The sequence below is a fragment of the Streptomyces sp. SAI-135 genome (genome assembly GCF_029893805.1).
Taxonomy (GTDB): domain Bacteria; phylum Actinomycetota; class Actinomycetes; order Streptomycetales; family Streptomycetaceae; genus Streptomyces.
The window spans coordinates 8,179,961-8,201,929 of the sequence record NZ_JARXYP010000002.1 but is presented as its reverse complement, the minus strand read 5'-3'; the positions used below and the strand labels follow the sequence as shown (position 1 = coordinate 8,201,929).

Sequence of the window (21,969 nt, the reverse complement as noted above, 5' to 3'; positions counted from 1 at the left end):
GGTTTCCGATGGCAAGGCGGGGCCCCTTCCCTACGCTCCGAAACGACGGAGGGGGTCCCATGAAGGCAGTCGTCCAGGACCGGTACGGCTCGGCGGACACACTGGAGCTGAGGGAGGTCGAGCAGCCCGTGCCGGCCGCCGACGAGGTGCTCGTGCGCGTGCACGCGGCCTCGGTCAACGCCTACGACTGGCACTACCTCCGCGGCGACCCGAAGATCGCCCGACTGGCGTTCGGACTGCGCGCGCCGAAGGTGCGGATCCGGGGCCGGGACTTCGCGGGCCGCGTCGAGGCCGTCGGCGCCCAGGTCAAGGGCCTGCACCCCGGGGACGAGGTGTACGGCGAGGCGGACGGGACCTTCGCCGAGTTCGTGTGCGCCAAGGACAGCCGGACGGACCTCAAGCCCGCCGCCTTCTCGTTCGAGCAGGCGGCCGCGATGCCGGTGGCCGCGAACACCGCGCTCATCGGACTGCGGGACGTGGCCGGGGTCCGGGCCGGCCAGTCCGTCCTGGTGAACGGCGCGTCGGGCGGGGTGGGGACCTTCGCCGTGCAGCTCGCCAAAGCCTTCGGCGCCGAGGTGACCGGCGTGTGCAGTGCGCGCAACGTCGAGCTCGTCGGCTCGCTCGGCGCGGACCAGATCATCGACTACACCCGGGAGGACTTCACCCGCGCCGGACGCCGCTACGACGTGGTGCTGGACCTGGTGGGCAATCGTTCACTGGGCGAGCTGCGGCGGGCGACGGCTCCCGCCGGCACGGTCGTGCTGTCCGGCGGGGGCGTGTACGAGGGCGGCAGCGTCCTCGGTCCCGTGTGGCTCACGCTGCGCGGAACGCTCCTCTCCCCCTTCGTGCGCCAGCGCGTGCTCCAGCTTCCGGCCAGGGCGCGCAAGGAGAACCTCACGGCCCTGCGCGAACTCGCCGAGGCAGGCGAGATCGCGCCGGCCGTCGAGCGGACGTATCCGCTGGACCGGGCGGCCGAGGCCATCCGGCATCTGGAGGTGGAGCACGCCCGCGCGAAGATCGTCGTCACGGTGCCGGAGGTGACACCACGGGACGGGTCGGACGAGCCTCACTTGCCCTTCGCGTAGTCCTTCGCCATGCCACCCGCGAAGTCGTACACCACACACTGCTCGTCACCGACGACCCAGGCGTCGTGCCCGGGTGACACCACGAAGACGTCGCCGGGGCCCACTTCACCCTCGCCGCCCTCGTCCATGGTGATGTGCATGCGGCCCGAGACCACGTAGCCGTTGTGGTGGACCTCGCAGCTCTGGGTGCCCGCGATGGGCGCCACGGACTCGGACCAGCGCCAGCCGGGCTCGAAGGTGCCCACGGCGAAGTCCAGTCCGCTCATGTGGACCGCTTCGAGGTGGCCCCGCGGGAAGTCCCGGCGCTCGTCCGGCTTGTCGGTCGTCTTCACCTCAAACATGACGGCTCTCCCTTCCGGCCGTGTTGCGGTACGGCCGGGGCCGGTCTCCGTCTCCCACCCTGCCTGGGCGGCACCGGCGGGGGCCGGGCCCCATCACTCCATGGTCCGCCCGGCCGCCCGGGCCTGCCATTCGGGTGACGGAGGCCGGCTTCAGTCCCCGCCCGCGCAGAGCCGGGCGAAGCGGTCCGCGTCGACATTGCCGCCGGAGACGATCACCCCGATCCGGTCCGGGAGGCCCCTGACCCGGCCGCTGAGCAGGGCGGCCAGCGGAGTCGCGCCGCTCGGCTCGACGACGATCTTCAGTCGCTCGAAGGCGAAGCGCGTGGCCGCGCGGATCTCGTCGTCGGAGACCAGCGCGATCTCGTCGACCAGCCGCCGGTTCACCGAGAAGGTCAGCTCGCCGGGTGTGCGCAGGGCCTGTCCGTCCGCGATGGTCTTCGGCACCGGGATGCTGATGCGTCGCCCCGCCGCCAGGGACCGCAGGGTGTCGTCGCCGGCCTCCGGTTCCACCCCGATCATGCGGATGCCCGGATACAGGCCCTTGGCCGCGGTCGCGCTCCCCGCCATCAGCCCGCCGCCGCCGACCGGCGTGAGCAACGCCCCCAACTCCCCCGTCTCCTCCAGGAGTTCCAGGGCGGCCGTGCCCTGCCCCGCGATCACGTGCGGGTGTTCGTACGGCGGGATGAGGGCCAGGCCCCGCTCGGCGGCCAGGGCCTCGGCGATGGCCTCCCGGTCCCCGGTGTAGCGGTCGTACGTGACGATCTCGGCGCCGTAGCCCTCGGTGGCCGCCCGCTTGGAGGCGGGGGCGTCCTCGGGCATGACGATCACCGCCGTGGTCCCGAGTTCGCGGGCGGCCAGGGCGACGGCCTGGGCGTGGTTCCCGGAGGAGTAGGCGGCGATGCCCCGGGCCAGCTGCTCCGGGGTCAGCCGGGAGGCCGCGTTGTAGGCGCCGCGGAACTTGAAGGCGCCGACCCGCTGGAAGTTCTCGCACTTGAGGAGCACCTCGGCGCCGACCCTCGCGTCGAGGGTGCGGGAGCGCAGCACCGGTGTGCGGTGGGCGACGCCCTGGAGCCGGGCGGCCGCGTCCCGGACGTCGTCCAGGGTGACCGGTGGGATGGTGGTCGTCACGAGTGGCCTCCGGTGTTCGCCTGTTTCCGGGACTGGGACAGATAGCTGTAGGCGGAGGCACGGGAGATGCCGAGCCGTCCGGCCACCTGCTCGATCGCCCGCCGGACCGCGAACACGCCCCGCTCGTCCAGGCTGCGGAACAGGTCGAGGCGTCCGGCGCGGTCGAGCAGCGCCCACGACTGGTGCCGGTGCGCGTCGAGCATGACGTCGACGACGGAGTCGATGTCGTCACCGAAGGTGGTCACGGGCGGTTCCTCGGGGGCGGTGCCGATCCCGGCCAGGGCTCCCAGCAGGGCGTGGACCTCGCTCGCCGCGGTGACGTCGACATTGACGCACAACGCGCCGAAGACCGCGCCCGAGGAGTCCCGCAGCAGCATCGTCGACGACTTGACGAGCTTGCCGGTGCCGGTCCGCGTGAGGTAGTTCAGCTCGTCGGCGGCCTCGTCGCCCCGGGCCACCATCCGCAGGCCGATCTCGCTCATCGCCCCGCCCACCGTGCGCCCGGTCACCGAGCCAGCGATGGCCACCACCGAGTTCTCCGGTCGCCGGTAGTCGTGCAGCACCACCTCACACACCGGCCCGAAGGTCGCCGCGATCCCGTCGACGACCGGTCTGAGCGCGGCGATGATCGCGTCCCGCTCGGCCTCCATCGCACCCTCCTGCCTCCACCAGTTCTTCTAGACTAGCAATCCAATCCCTGGACCACCAGTCCAACCAAACGATCCCCCACCCCATCGCCCACGGATCTTGACGGCTGGGATGTTACCGGTAACATCACTCTCCATGTCCTCGACACTGGCACCCGCGCGCACTCCGGTCTTCAGCCCGGCCGCAGTGGTCGCCTCGTGCGTCGGTTTCGTGCTCATCGGCGCCCTCCAAGCGCTGTACGGCCCGGCGATCCCCGCGTTCCGCGAGGAGTTCGGCCTGTCCCCCTCCGCGGCCGGGCTCGGACTGAGCGCCCACTTCGTGGGCGGGGTGGCGGGTGTCCTGCTCTTCGACCGGCTCTTCGGCCGGATCGGCAACCGGCGGATCCTGGGCGCCTCGTACCTGCTGATGGCGCTCGGCGCGGCGGGTTTCGCGCTCGCCCCGAACTGGCCCGCCGCCCTGACCGCCGCACTGCTCGCCGGTCTCGGCTTCGGCGGCGTCGACTACGGCCTGAACCAGCTGTTCGCGGTCGGCTTCGGTCACCGTTCCACCGCCATGCTGAACATCCTCAACGCGCACTTCGGGGTGGGCGCCGTCCTCGGTCCGGCGCTGATCGGCGCGGTCGGGGCCGAGCACTATCCGGCGGTCTTCCTCGGCTTCGCTCTCGTCGACCTGCCGTTGCTGCTGTGCCTGAAGGGCGTGCGGGACCAGGCCCCGCAGCCGTCCGGCACGGTTCCCGGCACACCCCGCGTCCTCGGCCGCAGCCTGGCCTCCGTGCTCTGCGTGTTCGTCGCGCTGTACGTCCTGAACGTGGGCATCGAAGCGGGCGTCGGCGGCTGGGAACCCACCCATCTGGAGACCGTCGGATACGGCGCCGGGGTGGCCGCGACCGCCACCTCCGTCTACTGGCTGATGATGACCGTGGGCCGCTTCCTGGTCGCCCCGATCGCCCTGCGCTTCTCGGCGCAGACCATCGTCACCGTGTCCTGCGCGGGCATGACGGCCTGTCTGCTCCTCGCGTCCGTGCGGGAGTTGGCGCCCTACGCGTACGCGGGTGTCGGTCTGTTCATCGCGCCGATCTTCCCCACCGGCCTGCCCTGGCTGCACCGGGCGGCCCCCGGCGCCCGACGGGCCGGTGCCCTGGTCATCGCCGCCTCGATGATCGGCGGCGTGGCGGCGGGACCCACGCTGGGCAAGGCCATCGAGTGGTCCGGGATCCGGGCCGTCCCCCTCCTGCTCAGCGGAGTCTCGGCACTGTGCCTGGCCGCGACGCTCTGGCTCGTCCGCGGCACCCGAACCCACTGACCCCCGCCGACTCGAAGGGATGCCCCGCATGCCCGCTCTGACGACGTCCTCTGACGGTTTCCTGCTGCACGGCGAGCCGTTCCGGATCATCTCCGGGGCCCTGCACTACTTCCGCGTCCACCCCGACCAGTGGGCCGACCGGCTGCGCAAGGCACGGCTGATGGGCCTCAACAGCGTCGAGACGTATCTGCCGTGGAACCTCCACGAACCCGAGCCCGGCCGTCTCGTCCTGGACGGCTTCCTCGATCTGCCCCGCTGGCTGCGCCTCGCCCAGGACGAGGGCCTGCACGTCCTGTTGCGCCCCGGGCCCTTCATCTGCGCCGAGTGGGACGACGGCGGTCTGCCCGCCTGGCTGCTCGCGGACCCCGGCATCAGGCCGCGCAGCAGCGACCCGCGGTTCACGGCGGCGTTCGACGGCTACCTGGACCGACTGCTGCCCGCACTGCGCCCGTTCATGGCCGCGCACGGCGGTCCGGTGATCGCCGTGCAGGTGGAGAACGAGTACGGGGCGTACGGCGACGACACCGCGTATCTCAAGCACGTCCACCGGGCGCTGCGCGACCGCGGGGTCGAGGAGCTGCTGTACACCTGCGACCAGGCGAATGCCGGGCACCTGGCGGCCGGCTCCCTGCCGGGCACGCTCGCCACGGTCACCTTCGGCAGCCGGGCCGAGGAGAACCTGGCCGCCCTGCGCGCCCATCAGCCGCAAGGCCCGCTGATGTGCGCGGAGTTCTGGATCGGCTGGTTCGACCACTGGGGCGGCCCGCACCACGTGCGGTCGGCCGCCGACGCCGCCGCCGACCTGGACCGCCTGCTGTCGGCCGGCGCCTCGGTCAACATCTACATGTTCCACGGCGGCACCAACTTCGGCTTCACCAACGGCGCCAACCACAAGCACGCCTACGAGCCCACCGTCACGTCCTACGACTACGACGCCCCGCTCACCGAGAGCGGCGACCCGGGCCCCAAGTACCACGCGTTCCGCGAGGTGATCGCCCGTCACACGGGCTTGCCCCGGCAGCCGTTGCCGTCCCCGGCGCCCAAACTCCCGCTCACCGAGGTCGACCTGGACCACCGGGCGGCACTCCTGCCGTACCTGCGCGGGCTGCCGTCGACGGACACCGGGACACCGGTGACGATGAACCAGCTGGGCGTGCACACCGGTTACGTGCTCTACCGCACCGCGCTTCCCGGCTCCGGCGACGGTCTGCTGCACTTCCCGGGCGGGGTCGGGGACCGCGCCCAGGTCTTCGTGGACGGCGCCCCGGCCGGCGTACTGGAGCGTGAGCGGCACGACGAGACCCTTGCCGTACGGGTGCCGCACGCCGGTGCGATCCTGGAGGTCCTGGTCGAGAACATGGGCGGGGTCAACTACGGTCCCCGCATCGGGGCGCCCAAGGGACTGCTCGGCCCGGTGTCCTTCCAGGGCGCCGAACTGCGCGGATGGGAGTGCCGGGCCGTGCCCCTGGACGACCTGGCCGCCGTGCCGTTCGGCCCGTCCGGGGCCACCACGGACGCGGCGCCCGCCTTCCACCAGGGCACCTTCGAGGTGGCGGACCCGGCGGACACCTTCCTGTCCCTGGCCGGCTGGACCAAGGGCCAGGCCTGGATCAACGGCTTCCACCTCGGCCGCTACTGGAACCGGGGCCCGCAGCGCACGCTGTACGTCCCCGCCCCCGTGCTGCGCCCCGGCGCCAACGACCTGGTGCTGCTGGAGCTGCACGCCACCACCGGCACGCGTGCCCTGCTCACCGGCACGCCCGACCTCGGACCGGAGACCGACTGATGCCCCAGCCGCACCACGTGCGCCTCCCCTCCCCCGCCGGGCCCCCGCTGACCGGCCACCTGCCCTTCGCGGACGCCCCCGGGGTGCCCGACCCGATCGCGGTCACCAGCCGCTGGCTCACCCGCGGCGGCCGCCCCTGGTTCCCGGTCTCGGGTGAGTTCCACTACTCCCGCTGCCCCGCCGGGGAGTGGGAGGAGGAACTGCTGAAGATGAAGGCGGGCGGGGTCACGGCCGTCGCCAGTTACGTCATCTGGATCCACCACGAGGAGACCGAGGGGCGCGTCCGCTTCGACGGCGACCTCGACCTGCGCCGCTTCGCCGAGCTGTGCGCCCGGCACGGGCTGGACTTCGTCCCGCGCATCGGCCCCTGGTCGCACGCGGAGGTCCGCGGCGGCGGGCTGCCCGACTGGGTGCTGGCCCGCGACTGCGTGCCCCGCACCGACGATCCCGCGTACCTGGCGGCCGTACGCCCGTGGTTCACGGCGATCGCCGAACAGCTGGCGGGTCTGGACCGGGCCCACGGCGGCCCGGTCGTGGCCATCCAGATCGAGAACGAGCTCTACGACCAGCCCGGCCATCTGCTGACCCTGAAGCGGATGGCCCAGGAGGCCGGCCTCAGCGCGCCCCTGTGGACCGCGACCGCCTGGGGCGGTGTCCGGCTCCCGCCGGACGAACTGCTTCCGCTGTACGGCGGCTACACCGAGGCGTTCTGGACCGAGGCCGACGGCGGCTGGCCCGACACCTGCCGCAAGCACTTCTTCTTCACCCACCAGCGCGACGACGAGGGCATCGGGTCCGACCTGCGCCCGGTGCGGGTGCGCGGCAGCGAGCCCGACGCGTTCGCGGACCGATTCCCCTGGGCCACCTGCGAGTTGGGCGGCGGCATGGCGGTGTCCTACCACCGTCGGCCGTACGTCGGCCCCGACGACATCGGTGCCCTCGGCCTCACCAAGATCGGCTGCGGCTCGGTCTGGCAGGGCTACTACATGTTCCACGGCGGCACCAACCCCGCCGGTGAGCTCAGCACGCTCCAGGAGTCGCACGCCACCGGCTACCCGAACGACCTGCCCGTCCTGACGTACGACTTCCAGGCACCGCTCGGCGAGTACGGCCAGTACCGGCGGACCTATCACGAACTGCGCCTCCAGCACTTGCTGCTGGCGGACTTCGGCCAGGTGATCGCACCGATGGAGTCCACGTTGCCCGAGCGGCGGCCGGACGGGCAGTTCGACCGGGAGACCCTGCGCTGGGCGGTGCGCGGTGACGGCACCTCGGGCTTCCTGTTCGTCAACAACCACCAGCCGCACGAACAGCTCCCGGAGCACCCGGAGACCTCGTTCACGGTCGCCTTCGCGTCCGGCGGGGACGAGTTGGCGCTGCCCAGCGCTCCCGTCACGGTTCCCAGCGGCGCCTACTTCTGCTGGCCGCTGCGTCTCGACGTGGCCGGTCTGCGGCTGGAGTGGGCCACCGCGCAGCCGGTGTGCACGGTCGACGTCGACGGCCGTACGGTCCTGGTGCTGGCCGCCACGGACGGTATCGCGCCCGAACTCGCCCTGGACGCGGCCACGGTGTCGGCCGTACGCACGCCCACCGGGACTGTCACCCCGGCCGGGGGCCGGCTGCTGGTGACCGGACTGCGCCCCGGCACCGACGCCCTCGTGGAGGTGGACACCGCCGACGGCGGGAGGGCCGGCCTGCTGGTGCTGGACGCGGCGACGGCCCGCACCGTCTACCGGGGCGAGGCCTGGGGCGCCGAGCGGCTGGTCCTGAGCGGGGACGGGGTGGTCTTCGACCGGGACGAGGTACGGCTGCACGGTTCGGGTGCGGCGACGTCGTTCGCGGTGCTGCCCGCGCCCGGGCGGCCGCCGGTGGTGGACGGGGTGACGGCACAGGCGGTCGCGGACGGGGTGTTCGTCCGCTACCGGGTCCCGGCCGCCGCGTCGGCCGTCCAGGAGTCCGCACCCGAGGTCACCCTCGTGCGGGCCGCCGGACCCGCCCCGGAGACCGTCACCGGCGTCCAGGGCCGGGCGAGCGCACCGGCCGACAAGTACTTCGACACCGTGGCCGCCGAATACCGGGTCGGCGTCCCGGACGGGCTGCCGCCCGGGACGCTCCTGCGGCTGCACTGGCACGGGGACGTGGGGCGGGCGTACGTGGGGGACACACTGGTCGCCGACCAGTTCTGGGCGGGACGGGTCTGGGACATCGGCCTGGACCGGCTGCCCGCGGACGCGCTGCGCGCCGAGGGCCTGCGGCTGCGGGTGCTGCCGCTGCACGCCGAGGCGCCGGTCCGTCTGCCGGAGCAGGCACGGGGCGAGCGGGGGACCGCAGCCGTCACCCGCGCCGAGTGGATCACCCGGCACACCCGGTCGGTCCTGGCGGGCTGACCTGCCCCGGAGCCCGGTCCGCCGGCCCGCCTATGCTGTGCTCCCCGGGCGGGCCGGGACCGCCGTACCACTGCCACCACGTCGAGGAACTCGCCATCATGACCCCAAGCGCCGCCGAGGGAGCCGTGCCGAAGGGGCGCAGCCGACGCAACTTCGCCGGCTCGCGCCCGGTGATGGACGACGTGGCCCGGCTCGCCGGTGTCTCCAAGCAGACCGTGTCCCGGGTGCTCAACGAGCATCCGTCCGTCCGCCCCGAGACCCGCGAGGCGGTCCTGACGGCCATGCGGAGCCTCGGCTACCGGCCCAGCCGCAGCGCCCGCTCGCTGGCCAGCGGACGGACCCGGATGCTCGGGGTCATCAGCTTCGACGCGGCCCGCTACGGACCGGCCGCGATCCTGACCGCGATCAACACCGCCGCGCAGCAGGCGGGTTATCTGCTCAGCTCCATCTCCCTGGACTCGGCCGAGCACGACACGGTAGTCGAGGCCGTCGACCGGCTCCGCGCCGAGGGCGCGGACGGGGTGATCGCCATCGCCCCGCAGCTGTGGGTCGGCCACGCCCTGGCGGACACCCGTCTGGACACCCCGCTGGTGGTGCTGGAGAACGGCTTCGACCCCGAGAGCGAGCGGGTCACCGGGGACTCACGGGAGGGTGCCCGCAAAGCCACCGAGCATCTGCTGGGGCTCGGCCACCCCACTGTCTGGCACATCGCCGGACCGAGCGGCTGGACCTCCGCCGACCAGCGCCTGGCGAGCTGGCGCTCCACGCTGGAGGCGGCCGGGGCACCCGTGCCCGAGCCCCTGTTCGGCGACTGGAGCGCCGACTCCGGCTACCACCTCGGGCGCCGGCTGGCCCGGCGCGGGGACGTCACCGCTGTGTTCGCGTCCAACGACCAGATGGCCCTCGGGGTCCTGCACGCCTTCCACGAGGCGGGCCGTCCGGTGCCGGGCGAGGTCAGCGTGGTGGGGTACGACGACATCCCCGAGGCCGCGCATCTGCTGCCGCCGCTGACGACCGTGCGCACGGACTTCGCGGAGATCGGCACCCGTTCGCTGCGGCTCCTGCTGAGCCGGATCGACGACTCGGCCGAGCCGCCCCGTCCCGCTTCCCTCGTCCCCGTCGACCTCGTGATCCGTGCCAGCAGCGGGCCGGCTCCGGGACGCTGAGCGCGGTACCGTCCCGACGCCTCACGAACGCGTCGACGCCCGCACGGTCGTCTCGATGGCCAGGGTGCGGGCGGTGCCGGCCTTCGTCTCGCCGGCGAGGATCTCGCAGAGCAACCGGACGCATTCCGCGCCCATGTGACGGGGCCTCAGGTCGATCGCCGTGATCGGCGGTTCCGCGGTCCGCATCGCCAGGCTGTCGACGCAGGACGCCAGCAGCAGGTCCTCGCCCACGACCCGGCCCGCCGACCGGATCTCGGGCAGGACGGCCGCCGCGGCCCCGTCGGCGGCACACACGATCGCGTCCGTGCCGGGCACTTCGGCGAGCAACTCCCGCACGACGGACCGGAGCACCTCGGGTGAGGCGCCGAACGAGGCTTTGCGCAGCAGGTCTTGGACACCGTGCGCGTGGCACCAGCGCGCGTAGGTGCGCTGGAGCGTGAGGGCCCAGTCGGCGGTGGTGTCGGAGGCGATGAACGCGGGCCGGTGGGCGCCCCTCGCCCGCAGGTGGTCCAGGAGTTCGGTCAGCGAGGTCTCGTGGTCGGACCAGATCACCCCGGCGGGCCGGCCGTCGCCGCCGTAGCGCTCGGCCGTGACGACCGGCAGCCCCGCCTTCATCAGCCGGTCCACGACCGGGTTGTCCGGCATCGGGTCGCACAGGATCACCCCGTCGACCTGCGGGAGGCGGCCGGAGGACACCAGGGTCACGTTCAGCCCGGCCCGCGCGGCCTGCTCGGCGACCCCGAACACGAACGCCATGTAGTACTCGGCGCTGGTGAGGAACTCCGGGATGTGCAGCGCGATGGTCTCCGTCACGGAGGTGCGCAGGCTGCGCGCGCTGCGGTTGGGGGTGTATCCGAGGCGCCGGGCCGCGTCCAGGACGGCCCGGCGGGTCGCGTCGGACACCCGGCCGTGGCCGCGCAGCGCGTCCGACGCGGTGGTCTTGGAGACGCCCGCTTCCCGCGCGACGTCGGCGATGGTGGCGGGCGCGCCCGGTCCGGTCGGGGTGCGGGGGGTGCTGGCCGGCACGCCGCTCACCAGCCGTGGGTCAGCACGTCGTCCAGCGCGGCGGTGAACACGTCGGCGCTGTGCCGGGTCAGGCACAGTGGCGGCTTGATCTTCAGGACGCACTGCCGGTCCGAGGTCGGCTGGACGATCACGCCGAGCTCACGCAGGCGGTCGCAGATCGCGGCGGTCTCCTCGGTCGCCGGTTCCAGGGTCTCGCGGTCCCGGACGAACTCGACGCCCAGATACAGCCCGGAGCCGTGCACCGCGCCGATCAGCGGGTGCCGCTCGGCGAGTTCCTCCAGCCGCCGCTTCAGGTACCCGCCCGTCCGCACGGCGTTGTCCTGGAGCCGTTCGTCCCGCAGCACGTCCAGCACGGTCAGCCCGACCACGCTGCTGACCGGGCTGCCCCCGGCCGAGGAGAAGAAGTAGCCCTGGGTGCGGTAGGCGTCGGCGATCTCCCGCCGGGTGATCACCGCGCCCAGCGGATGGCCGTTGCCCATCGCCTTGGCCACGGTGACCACGTCCGGTACCACGCCCTGCTGCTCGAACCCCCAGAAGTGGGTGCCGAGCCGGCCGTAGCCGACCTGCACCTCGTCCGCGATGCACAGACCGCCGACGGCTCGGGTGGCGTCGTAGACGTGCCGCAGGTAGCCGTCGGGGAGGGGCAGGCCGCCCGCGTTGCCGTAGAACGGCTCACAGATGAAAGCGGCGGGCGGGTGGCCCTGGTCGGCGAGTGCGGTGATGCGCGCGGCGGCCTCGGGGCCGTACCGCCGTGCCTCGGCACCGCGGTGGCGGCCTCGGTAGGAGTTGGGGGCGGCCACGGTGTGCACCCAGCCCGGGCGTGAGGAGAGGGCGTTCGGGTTGTCCGCGATCGAGGTGGAGACCGCGTCGCTCGCGTAGGTCCAGCCGTGGTACGCCTCCTCGACCGCGACCGTGTCCTGCCGGCCGGTCGCCGCCCAGGCCAGGCGCAGGGCGAGGTCCACGGCCTCGGAGCCGCTGTTGACGAGGAAGACGGTGTCCAGTTCGGCGGGCAGCAGGGCGGTGAGCCGCTCGGAGAGTTCCACCACCGAGCCGTAGTGGAAACGGGAGTTGGTGTTGAGGCGCCGCCACTGCCGGTGCACGGCGTCGCTGAGCGCGGGGTGGCCGTGACCGAGGATGGTCACGTTGTTGAGCATGTCGAGATAGCCGCGGCCGCGGGTGTCGACGAGGTGGTGGCGCCAGCCGCGTTCGATGCGGGGCGGCTCGTCGTAGTAGTGCTCCTGGACTCCGGCGAAGGCACGGTCGCGGCGGTCGAGGAGGTCCTTGTCGGCGGACGGTTCCGCGGGGTCCTGCCCGGTGATCAGCGCCGTGGGGTCCGGACTCACCGCCAGCCAGCCGGCGGCCAGGTCAGGCGTGGCGAAACGCGGTGGGCGCCGGTCGGTCAGGGTCGAGAGCTGGAGGCCGAGGGTGTGCCCGCCGTCCTGCCCGGCGACGGAGCCGAGGCGCTGTCCGGCGGCGACGGGACCGGGTGCGGCCGGGTCGGTGACGCCGTACAGCCACAGGACGGGGTGTCCCTCGCCGCGCAGGTCGAGGGTGCCGTCGGCGTGCCGGGTGAGCGTGCCCGGCCAGGGCGCGCGTACCTCCAGGGGGTCCGCTGGACGCAGGTCCACTCCGAGGGCGCAGGTGGCCGGGGCGTCCGTGGTGTCGAGAGTGGTCCGGGTCAGGCGGAACTCGCCGTGCCGGGTGCGGACCGCCGGCCGGCCGGCGACCAGGGCGGCTTCGGCGTCCGCCGCCAGCCAGCGGCCCGAGTGCAGGTCGTCGCTCTGCGCCGACAGGTCGAGCACCGGTACGGCGTCGGGCAGGCCCGGCAGCATGCGGTGCGCGGGCCGGACCGCGACCCGGGGCAGGGGGCGGCCGAGTGCCTCGCGCAGCCCGGCCGTCATCACCTGCGCCGGGACGGAGACGGCCGACTCGAACATGGCCCACTCCCGGTCCAGGGCGGCGGAGGCGTAGCCGTTGTCCGGGTCCTGGAGGACGTCGTACTGCCCGCTGACCACCATGACGGCCGCCCGCAGGACGACGAGCGGCCACAGCACGGCCACCTCCTCGTCCAGGAGCGGGCGGACGGCGTCGAAGGCGCGGACGGCGGGCAGGACGGAGGCGGGGCCGGCGCCGTGGTGGTGCAGGACGGAGGTGCAGGTCACGGCCGCCTCCGCCACGGTCCAGCCGGTGCCGAGGTCCCCGAAGTCGATCACCCCGACGGGCATCCGCCGGCCGTCGCGTGCGGTCTCGCAGACGACGTTGTTGTCGGTGATGTCGCCGTGCACGAACTGGACCGGGAGGTCCTTCGCATGGGGTTCCACGAGGGCGTACGCGGTGCGGGCCGCACTCAGTACCCGGTCGGCGCGGGCACGGTCGGGCCAGTGCGGGGCGAGGGCCTCGGTCACCGCGAGGGCGTTGCGCAGGTCCCACGGCCGGAAACGGTCGGACTCGGGGGCGGTGAAGTCCGCGAGGGCCGCGGCGATCCGCCCGGCGATGTCGCCGAGGCGCGCCACGACGGCCGGGGCGAGGTAGCCGCTGTCCATGATCGGCTCGCCCGGCACGAACTCCAGCAGCCGGCAGTCGAGCGGGGCTCCGTCCACCGGGAAGGGCTGCACCACGTCGCCGTCGGCGCCGGGGAGCGCCCGCGGCAGCCGGAGACCGGGCAGCGCGCCGGCCAGGTGCTCCACGGCGTCGCACTGCGCCCGCAGCTCGCCCGTTCCGGTGGCGGGGTTGGCGACCTTGAGGACGTACTCCCCCGCCTCGCTGCGGACCCGGTAGTTGCGGTCCTGCTGACTGCCCAGGTCCCGTACGGTGCCCCGCACCCCGAACCGGGTCGTCAGCACGGCCGTGGCGGCGGTTTCGTCGATCGGTGCGACGGGTCGCACCAGCCAGTCCGTGGACGGCAGGCCCATGGGTCCGCTCCGCTTCCGCGGCATGCCGCCGCTCCTGTGCCGGAACGTTCCGGCAGTTCCGTGCGACGACGGTAGGACGAACCCGGTTCCGCGGTCAACGCTCCTCGGCCCGTGCTCCTGGGCCACACACGTCACGGATCGCGAGGATTACCCCGTGGGATACGGGTTACCCGCACGCCGGGTCCCCTGGGGAGCCGCGGCGGCGGTTCACGGTGGCTTGTCCCGAGTGTGCCCGCGGTGTGGGGCTGCTGGCACACAGCGGCGTCGGCCCGCTCAGCAGGTTCGAGCGGGCCGACGCGCACGTTGCCGATGCTCATGGCCCGCTCGTTGCTCTTCGCCCGCTTGACGCTCTTCGCTCGCGCGGCGCCGTCCGTCGTCGTTCCGACGTGAGGGGCGCCGCCGGTGGTGTGCGTGCGGGGGCCCGTCGCCGTTCGCCCGTGGCCGCTACGGCCGCCAGAGGCGCAGGAGCAGAGCCGGGGCCCGGTGGGTGAGCCAGGCGGCGGCCAGGCCGACGGCCGCGCCGCCGGCGACGTCGCTGGGGTAGTGGGCACCCGACTGCACCCGTTCGACCGCGACCATGGCGGCCGGCAGCGCGCACAGCACACCCGCGGTGGGCCAGGTGGGGGCGACCGCGGCGGTGAAGGCGACCGCGGCCGCCGTGTGCCCGGAGGGGAACGAGGACGAGTCGGGCCGGTCGGCGACCTCGTCGTGCGGGATCCACTCCTCGGGCGGCCTGGGGCGGTCGGCCAGCTGCTTGCACAGCCCGTTCGAGACAAGCTGGGCCACGGTCAGGGCCACCAGTCCGGCGGCCGCCGCCCTGCGCCCCCGCCACCCGCCCTTCCACGCCATCGCGACGGCGGCGCCGCACCACAGCTTGGTGCTCTCCGCGGACTCCTCCACCGCCGACAGCGCCTTGGCCACACCCGGCGGGATCCGGGAGGCGGCCTGCCGCGTCAGCACCCCGTCGATCTCGTACAAGTCCGTCAGCAACCTCATGACCTGCGGTTGTCCCAAACTCCCCGAGATAAGCGGCCCGCCTGCGGATCAGTCCGTCACGCCTCGTGCGTCGGACCCGACTCGTCCAGCCTGCGCAGATCCTGCTCGTCCCACGTCCTGGTGTCGCGCGGCTCCGTGTAGGGCTCCCTGTCGGGCGGCAGCCCTCCGGCGATCGCCCGCTGCCGGACGGTCTCGGCGTCGAACTCCAGGCCCAGGAGGATCGCCAGATTGCTGATCCACAGCCAGACCAGGAAGACGATGACACCCGCCATGGTGCCGTAGGTCTTGTTGTACGAGGCGAAGTTGGCCACGTAGAACGCGAACCCGGCGGACGCGACCAGCCAGATGACGAGGGCGAGGAAACTGCCCGGCGTGATCCACCGGAAGCCCTTCACCCGGGCGTTGGGCGTGGCCCAGTACAGGAGCGCGATCATGACCGTGACCAGGACCACCAGGACGGGCCACTTGGCGATCGACCAGACCGTCAGGGCGGTGTCGCCGATCCCGAGCGCCGAGCCGGCCTTGCTCGCCAGGGTGCCGGTGAAGACGACGATCAGCGAACTGACGACGGCGAGCACCATGAGGACGACGGTCAGGCCGACCCGCACCGGGAGGATCTTCCAGATCGGGCGGCCCTCCGGCATGTCGTAGACCCGGTTGGCCGAACGGATGAACGCGGCCACGTACCCGGACGCCGACCACACCGCCAGCACCAGGCCCACGACGGCCATGACCGACCCGACGCCCGCGTTGCCCTGGAGCTGCTCGACGGCCCCGGTGATGATGTCGCGTGCCGAGCCCGGGGTGAACTGCTTGAGGTTCTTCAGCACCGAGTCCGTGGCGGACTTGCCGGTCAGACCGAGCATCGACACCAGGACCAGGATGGCCGGGAAGAGCGACAACAGGCCGTAGTAGGTCAGTGCGGCGGCCCGGTCGGTCAGTTCGTCGTCCTTGAACTCCCGCATGCTGCCCCGCAGCACCGCACCCCAGGCCGTCTTCGGCAGTTCTGACGGTGTGTCCGGAGCACGCTCCTCCACGGCGGGCCCGGGGCCCACCTCCTCGGACGACGGAACCTCGCGTTCCTCATCCTCGTCGCTCCCGTGGTGGTCTTTACGTCCAGGAAGATGCAGCTTCATGCACGCCGAGTACCCTCGGACGCCCGGCCAATCAGCCCGCGAGTGCCTCCGGCGGTGGGCCGGGGATGTCCGCTCCCCTGTGCCGACCGAGCTGACGCGCGGGGCCCTTGCGGCACAACAGGTGGGTGGAAAGGCAGGCCGGGAGCACACCGCCACGGCGCCGGAGCTTGCCGGGGGGGCTGCTTCCGCATCCCGCCGGGTTCCGCTTCCGCCCGCGGGCGGAAGCGGAACGCGAACCGTCGCACGGCACTTGCCCGAGCGGGTGCCACACCCCGCCAACCACACCCGGCTCCGGCCCGAGCGGGTGCCCCGTCGCAAACCCCCGCCCGCCACTCACACGGGCAGTCACCACGACCCGGGCGGCCCAGCCCGTCGCGCGGCATTGGCCCCACCTCGCACCACGCCCCACACTCACCCGAGCGTGCGGCACAGCCCGCAAGCCCCCCCGGCACCGTCACGCCGCATCGAGCCGTCGCCCGGACCCTTCACCAGACCCGCCCTCGGTGCGGGACGGACCCGCTCCACGCACCAACCGCAGGTGACGCCCCCTTGCGTGACGCGGCGGGGACGACCTGGCCGACAATCGGTCCTCGATCCGGTCCATGGCGTACAGCAGCATCCCGAGGGCGGGCAGCAGCGACACAGCGACGGCGATCACAACACGGGTTCCCTCCCGGCCGGCAACACACAGCCGGGTATCCCTTCGGCGCCCGCCAAGGCATCCAGCCGGAAACTTCCCACATCCGACCGACTCCAACCGCCTTCGCTCAGACCTTACTTCATCTCTTGACGTAAGTGGTCCATACCTTTAGGTTCACGGGTCAGCCAGACACACCTCGCGACACCCCACCCCCCATGAAGGGCTCTGCCCATGCACACCCTCACGCGCCTCCGCAGATCCGGCGCCGCCACGCTCGTCACCGTGGCCGCCGCGTCCGCGCTGACCGCCACGACCACCCCCGCTCACGCCGCCGCCACCGCGCTCCCCACCGGCTTCTCGACTGTCATGAACGCGGCAAGCGGGCGTTGTCTGGACGCCAGGTCGGCCGGCACCGCCAACGGCACCGTCGTGCAGCAGTACGCGTGCAACAGCAGCACGGCCCAGCAGTGGAGTTTCACCGCCACCAGCGACGGTTACGTCCGCATCGACAACCGCAACAACACCGCCCAGGTCGTGGACGTGGCCGACGTCTCCACCGCCGACAACGCGCCCGTCCACCTGTGGACCTACGGCGGCGGCGCCAACCAGCAGTGGCTACCCGTCCACGACGGCGGCGGCGCCTACCACTTCGTCAACCGCAACAGCGGCAAGTGCCTGGACGACCCGGGCGCCTCGACCGCCGACAGCGTGCAGTTCGTGCAGTACACCTGCAACGGCAGCGCGGCCCAGCGTTTCCAGGTGGTCCCGGTGACCCAGTCCGCCACCAACCCCGACCTCGGCCCCAACGTGGTCGTCTTCGACCCCTCGATGCCGTCCTCGACGATCCAGTCGAGGCTGAACTCGATCTTCCAGCAGCAGGAGACCAACCAGTTCGGCTCCCAGCGCTACGCCGTCCTGTTCAAGCCCGGCTCCTACAGCGCGGACGCCAACGTCGGCTTCTACACCCAGGTGGCGGGACTGGGCCTGACCCCGGACGCGGTCACCGTCAACGGGGCCGTGCACGCCGAGGCCGACTGGTTCCAGGGCAACGCGACCCAGAACTTCTGGCGCGGGGCCGAGAACCTGTCCGTCAACCCCGTGAACGGCAGCGACCGTTGGGCGGTGTCGCAGGCGGCGGCGTACCGGCGCATGCATCTGCGCGGCAACCTCGCCCTCGACGACAACGGCTGGTCCAGCGGCGGTCTGCTCGCCGACACGAAGATCGACGGACAGGTCAACTCGGGCAGTCAGCAACAGTGGTTGACGCGCAACTCCCAGCTCGGCAGCTGGACCGGCTCGAACTGGAACATGGTCTTCGTCGGCAGTCAGGGCGTCCCCGGCACCACCTTCCCCAACCCGCCCCACACCACGGTCGCGCAGTCCCCGGTGAGCCGGGAGAAGCCGTTCCTGTACGTCGACGGCGACGGCGCCTACAAGGTGTTCGTGCCGTCGGTGCGGTCCAACTCGACGGGCACCAGCTGGGCGAACGGCACCCCGGCGGGCAGCTCCCTGTCCCTGGACACCTTCTACGTCGTGAAGCCGGGCGCGAGTGCCGCGGACATCAACGCGGCCCTGGCGGCGGGCAAGAACCTGCTGGTCACTCCGGGTGTGTACCACCTCAACCAGACGCTCCAGGTCAACCGCGCCGACACCGTCGTCCTCGGGCTGGGTCTCGCCACCTTCGTGCCGGACAACGGCGTCACGGCGATGAAGGTGGCCGACGTCGACGGGGTCAAGGTCGCGGGCGTCCTCTTCGACGCGGGCACCACCAACTCGCCCACCCTGATGGAGGTCGGGCCGGCCGGCTCCGCCGCCTCCCACGCCGCGAACCCGACCTCCCTGCACGACGTGTACTTCCGCGTCGGCGGCGCGGGCGTCGGCAAGGCCACCACCAGCCTCGTCATCAACAGCGACAACGTCATCGGCGACCACATGTGGATCTGGCGCGCCGACCACGGCAGCGGCGTCGGGTGGACCAGCAACACCGCGGACACGGGCCTCGTCGTCAACGGCGACAACGTCACCGCCTACGGCCTGTTCGTCGAGCACTACCAGAAGTACCAGACCGTCTGGAACGGCAACGGCGGCCGCACGTACTTCTACCAGAACGAGATGCCCTACGACCCGCCCAACCAGGCGGCCTGGATGAACGGTTCGACGCAGGGCTACGCCGCCTACAAGGTCGCCGACTCCGTCACCAGCCACCAGGCCTACGGCCTCGGGAGCTACTGCTACTTCAATGTGAACCCGGCCGTGGCCGCGGAACGGGCCATCGAGGCACCGAACACCTCCGGAGTGCGCTTCCAGAGCATGGTGACCGTCTCCCTCGGCGGCACCGGCACCATCCGGCACGTCGTCAACGGCACCGGCGGTCCGTCCAACTCCTCGACCAACGTGGCGAACCTGACCAGCTACCCGTAGGAGCTCCGTCCTTCGGCCGCCCCTCCTCATCGGGGGGCGGCCTCCCCCACCCCCCGCGCAAGGAGCGTGCCCAGCCATGTCCTCATCCCTCCGCAGAGGCCGCCTCGCGGTCTTCGCCGTCCTCGCCGCCGTCCTCACCGCGCTGCTCACGGTGACACCCGCGCACGCCGCCTCCGGCACGATCACCGGCCTCGCCGGCAAGTGCGTCGACGTGGCGGGCGCGTCCACCGCCAACGGCACGGCCGTCCAGCTCTACGACTGCAACGGCACCGGTGCCCAGATCTGGTCCAACCCCGGCGACGGGACCCTGCGGGCGCTCGGCAAGTGCCTCGACATCACCGACCGCAGCACCGCCGACGGCGCCGCCGTCCAGCTCTGGGACTGCTCGGGCGGCGCCCACCAGCAGTGGGTGGTCTCCGGGGCGCGGGACATCGTCAACCCGGCCGCGAACAAGTGCCTGGACGTCCGGGACAACAACAGCGCCAACGGCACCCGGCTGCAGATCTGGACCTGTGCGGGTACGGCCAACCAGAAGTGGAACGCGCCCGCGAGCGGTGGCGGCGGCACACCGTCCGGATTCGTCGTCTCCGAGGCACAGTTCAACCAGATGTTCCCGAACCGGAACTCCTTCTACACCTACAGCGGCCTGGTCGCGGCGCTGAGCGCCTACCCCGGCTTCGCCACCACCGGCAGCGACACGGTCAAGAAGCAGGAGGCGGCGGCCTTCCTCGCCAACGTGAACCACGAGACCGGCGGCCTGGTGCACATCGTCGAGCAGAACACCGCCAACTACCCGCACTACTGCGACTGGAACCAGTCGTACGGCTGCCCGGCCGGTCAGGCGGCCTACTACGGTCGCGGTCCCATCCAGCTGTCCTGGAACTTCAACTACAAGGCCGCGGGAGACGCGTTGGGCATCGACCTGCTCAACAACCCCTGGCTGGTGCAGAACGACTCCGCCGTGGCGTGGAAGACCGGCCTGTGGTACTGGAACACCCAGTCCGGCCCCGGCACCATGACCCCGCACAACGCCATGGTCAACCAGGCCGGCTTCGGCCAGACGATCCGCTCCATCAACGGCTCCCTGGAGTGCGACGGACGCAACCCGGCCCAGGTGCAGAGCCGCGTCGACGCCTACAACCGGTTCACGTCGATCCTCGGGGTCTCCCCCGGCGGCAACCTCTACTGCTGACAGGGGCACACCATGCGCAGGTTGAGATCCCTGGTGACGGCTCTGGGCGCCGCCGCGGCCCTCGTCGTGTCGGTCCCCGCGACCGCCCACGCCAACGTCCTGACCCTGCTCCCGCAGAACGCCGACGGCCTGGAGCAGACCTACTCCCCCGCCTACGACTACGACCGCGACGGCTGTTACGCCACCGCTGCGATCGGCGCCGACGGCACGATCAACCCCGGTCTGAAGCTGGGCGGCGACGTCAACGGCAAGTGCCACGACTACGCCCAGCTCGCCAACGCCAACACCTACTCACGGGCGAAGTGCAACAACGGCTGGTGTGCCGTGATGTACGCCAGCTACTTCGAGAAGGACCAGGCGACGCTGGGTCCGGCGGCCATCGGGCACACCCACGACTGGGAGCACGTCGTGGTGTGGGTGGCCGGCGACCAGGTCCAGTACGTGTCGGTGTCCCAGCACTCCGGCTACCAGGTGGCCGCCCGCTCGGCGGTCCGCTTCGACGGCACCCATCCGAAGATCGTCTACCACAAGGACGGAGTCTCGACGCACTGCTTCCGGTTCGCGAGCGGCAACGACGAGCCGCCCGAGAACGCCACGGGCGGCTGGTTCTTCCCGCGGCTCGTCGGCTGGAACGGCTATCCGGCCGGGTACCGGGAGAAGCTCATCGGCGCCGACTTCGGCTCGGCCACCCTGAAGATCGACGACGGCGACTTCCAGTACGCCCTCGACCACTCCAAGCCGTCCGGCATCCCCTTCGACGCCTACGCCTGATCCGAACACCTCTCGTGCGGCCCCGGGTTGGTCCGAACCCGGGGCCGCACGGACAGTTCAGCGCACCCGGCCCCGCGGCTTCAGCGGCAGGGGCGGGAGTTCCGGAGCGGGCAGCGGGGCGCCGTCGTAGCCCTTCACCTCGCCGAAGCGCGTCCCCGTCATCCAGTCCTCGCGGGCCTGCTCGATCTCCGCCTGGGACCGTCCGATCCAGTTCCAGAACATGACGAGCTCCTCCTCGAACGGCTCGCCGCCCAGGAGCATCAGGCCCGCGTCCGACTCGGCGCGCAGGGGGAGCTCGGTGCGGCCGCAGCCGAGGTAGAGCATGGAGCCGGGCAGCACCGGCACTCCGTCCACGTGTGCCTCGCCGGACATGGACAGGACGGCGTACTCGAAGTCCGGCTCCAGCGGCAGGCGTACGTCCGTGCCGCGGGCGAGGCTCAGGTCGGCGCCGACGATGGGCGTGTACGCCGTTCCGGGTGAGCGCGCGCCGTCGAGCTCGCCGAGGATGAGCGTGGCCGTCAGACCGGGGGCCGTGACCTGGGGAAGCCCGGTGTGGTGCTCGAAGTGCGGGTCGGTGTGGCGGTGCCCGTCCGGGAGGGCGACCCAGAGCTGGGCGCCGTGCAGGAAGCGGGCGTGCGACTTCGGGCTCTCCTCGGAGTGGCTGATCGCGCGGCCGGAGGTCATCAGGCCCAGCTCACGGGGGCGGATGGTCTGGAGGCTGCCGGTGGAGTCGCGGTGCAGGACCTCGCCCTGGTGGAGCCAGCTCACGGTCTGCAGGCCCATGTGCGGGTGCGGGGGCACCTGCATGCCCGGCTCGTCGGCGATGTCGTCGGGGCCGTAGTGATCGACGAAACACCAGGCGCCGACCATACGGCGGCCCAGGTTGGGCAGCAGTCGGCGCACCTCGCTGGACTCGCCCAGCTTCACGCGGCGGGGACTGAGGAGTTCGCGCACGGGTTCCGCCACCACGAAGCCGCGGCCGCCGCACAGGGCGGGAACCGCCTGGCGATCAAGATTGCTCATGCCGCCCAA

16 protein-coding genes are annotated in these 21,969 nt (G+C 72.2%); 8 read left to right on the top strand and 8 right to left on the bottom strand.

Annotated elements, in window-relative coordinates:
• The first annotated feature begins 59 nt into the window (after positions 1 to 59).
• Positions 60 to 1,085, top strand: coding sequence for an NAD(P)-dependent alcohol dehydrogenase (locus M2163_RS41530; RefSeq protein ID WP_280896609.1), 1,026 nt, complete (start codon positions 60 to 62; stop codon positions 1,083 to 1,085).
• Here M2163_RS41530 and M2163_RS41525 read toward each other — a convergent pair.
• From M2163_RS41525 to M2163_RS41515, 3 genes are all read right to left on the bottom strand, one after another.
• The gene (locus M2163_RS41525; protein WP_280847691.1) at positions 1,067 to 1,426 is read right to left on the bottom strand and encodes a cupin domain-containing protein; all 360 of its coding nucleotides are present in this window, start codon (positions 1,424 to 1,426) and stop codon (positions 1,067 to 1,069) included. The genes M2163_RS41530 and M2163_RS41525 overlap by 19 nt on opposite strands.
• Before the next feature lie 150 nt (positions 1,427 to 1,576).
• Positions 1,577 to 2,554: a pyridoxal-phosphate dependent enzyme gene (locus tag M2163_RS41520; RefSeq protein WP_280896608.1), complete on the bottom strand. Its 978-nt coding sequence runs from the start codon at positions 2,552 to 2,554 to the stop codon at positions 1,577 to 1,579.
• Positions 2,551 to 3,204 (bottom strand): PAS domain-containing protein, encoded by a 654-nt coding sequence (locus tag M2163_RS41515; RefSeq protein ID WP_280896607.1) that lies wholly within the window; start codon positions 3,202 to 3,204, stop codon positions 2,551 to 2,553. The genes M2163_RS41520 and M2163_RS41515 overlap by 4 nt, the downstream gene beginning before the upstream one ends.
• Before the next feature lie 133 nt (positions 3,205 to 3,337).
• Between M2163_RS41515 and M2163_RS41510 the strand changes: the two genes are divergently transcribed.
• From M2163_RS41510 to M2163_RS41495, 4 genes are all read left to right on the top strand, one after another.
• Positions 3,338 to 4,504: an MFS transporter gene (locus M2163_RS41510; RefSeq protein ID WP_280896606.1), complete on the top strand. Its 1,167-nt coding sequence runs from the start codon at positions 3,338 to 3,340 to the stop codon at positions 4,502 to 4,504.
• Between the two features lie 28 nt (positions 4,505 to 4,532).
• Positions 4,533 to 6,290 carry a beta-galactosidase family protein gene (locus tag M2163_RS41505; RefSeq protein ID WP_280896605.1) on the top strand — a complete coding sequence of 586 codons (1,758 nt, stop codon included), beginning with the start codon at positions 4,533 to 4,535 and terminating at the stop codon, positions 6,288 to 6,290.
• The gene (locus tag M2163_RS41500; RefSeq protein ID WP_280896604.1) at positions 6,290 to 8,677 is read left to right on the top strand and encodes a beta-galactosidase; all 2,388 of its coding nucleotides are present in this window, start codon (positions 6,290 to 6,292) and stop codon (positions 8,675 to 8,677) included. Before M2163_RS41505 ends, M2163_RS41500 begins: the two co-directional genes overlap by 1 nt.
• A 98-nt stretch (positions 8,678 to 8,775) precedes the next feature.
• Positions 8,776 to 9,843: a LacI family DNA-binding transcriptional regulator gene (locus M2163_RS41495; protein WP_280896603.1), complete on the top strand. Its 1,068-nt coding sequence runs from the start codon at positions 8,776 to 8,778 to the stop codon at positions 9,841 to 9,843.
• 21 nt (positions 9,844 to 9,864) lie between these two features.
• Here M2163_RS41495 and M2163_RS41490 read toward each other — a convergent pair whose 3' ends face one another.
• From M2163_RS41490 to M2163_RS41475, 4 genes are all read right to left on the bottom strand, one after another.
• Positions 9,865 to 10,869 carry a LacI family DNA-binding transcriptional regulator gene (locus tag M2163_RS41490; protein ID WP_280896602.1) on the bottom strand — a complete coding sequence of 335 codons (1,005 nt, stop codon included), beginning with the start codon at positions 10,867 to 10,869 and terminating at the stop codon, positions 9,865 to 9,867.
• Between the two features lie 5 nt (positions 10,870 to 10,874).
• Complete coding sequence (locus tag M2163_RS41485; protein ID WP_280896601.1) at positions 10,875 to 13,805, bottom strand: aminotransferase; 2,931 nt, start codon at positions 13,803 to 13,805, stop codon at positions 10,875 to 10,877.
• Positions 13,806 to 14,225: 420 nt separating this feature from the next.
• Positions 14,226 to 14,777, bottom strand: coding sequence for a phosphatase PAP2 family protein (locus M2163_RS41480; RefSeq protein ID WP_280896600.1), 552 nt, complete (start codon positions 14,775 to 14,777; stop codon positions 14,226 to 14,228).
• Between the two features lie 56 nt (positions 14,778 to 14,833).
• Positions 14,834 to 15,913 carry a YihY/virulence factor BrkB family protein gene (locus M2163_RS41475; RefSeq protein WP_280847701.1) on the bottom strand — a complete coding sequence of 360 codons (1,080 nt, stop codon included), beginning with the start codon at positions 15,911 to 15,913 and terminating at the stop codon, positions 14,834 to 14,836.
• 871 nt (positions 15,914 to 16,784) lie between these two features.
• Here M2163_RS41475 and M2163_RS41470 point away from each other — a divergent pair.
• The 3 genes from M2163_RS41470 to M2163_RS41460 all read left to right on the top strand — a co-directional run bounded on the left by M2163_RS41470 (position 16,785) and on the right by M2163_RS41460 (position 20,937).
• Entirely contained in the window at positions 16,785 to 18,974 is a 2,190-nt protein-coding gene (locus tag M2163_RS41470) for an RICIN domain-containing protein (RefSeq protein WP_280896599.1), read from the top strand.
• 76 nt (positions 18,975 to 19,050) lie between these two features.
• Positions 19,051 to 20,166 (top strand): glycoside hydrolase family 19 protein, encoded by a 1,116-nt coding sequence (locus tag M2163_RS41465; RefSeq protein ID WP_280896598.1) that lies wholly within the window; start codon positions 19,051 to 19,053, stop codon positions 20,164 to 20,166.
• 12 nt (positions 20,167 to 20,178) lie between these two features.
• On the top strand, positions 20,179 to 20,937 hold the full coding sequence (locus M2163_RS41460) for an NPP1 family protein (protein WP_280896597.1): 759 nt from the start codon (positions 20,179 to 20,181) through the stop codon (positions 20,935 to 20,937).
• 57 nt (positions 20,938 to 20,994) lie between these two features.
• Here the strand turns inward: M2163_RS41460 and M2163_RS41455 are convergent, their stop codons facing one another.
• Positions 20,995 to 21,960 (bottom strand): pirin family protein, encoded by a 966-nt coding sequence (locus M2163_RS41455; RefSeq protein WP_053849827.1) that lies wholly within the window; start codon positions 21,958 to 21,960, stop codon positions 20,995 to 20,997.
• Between the last annotated feature and the right edge of the window lie 9 nt (positions 21,961 to 21,969).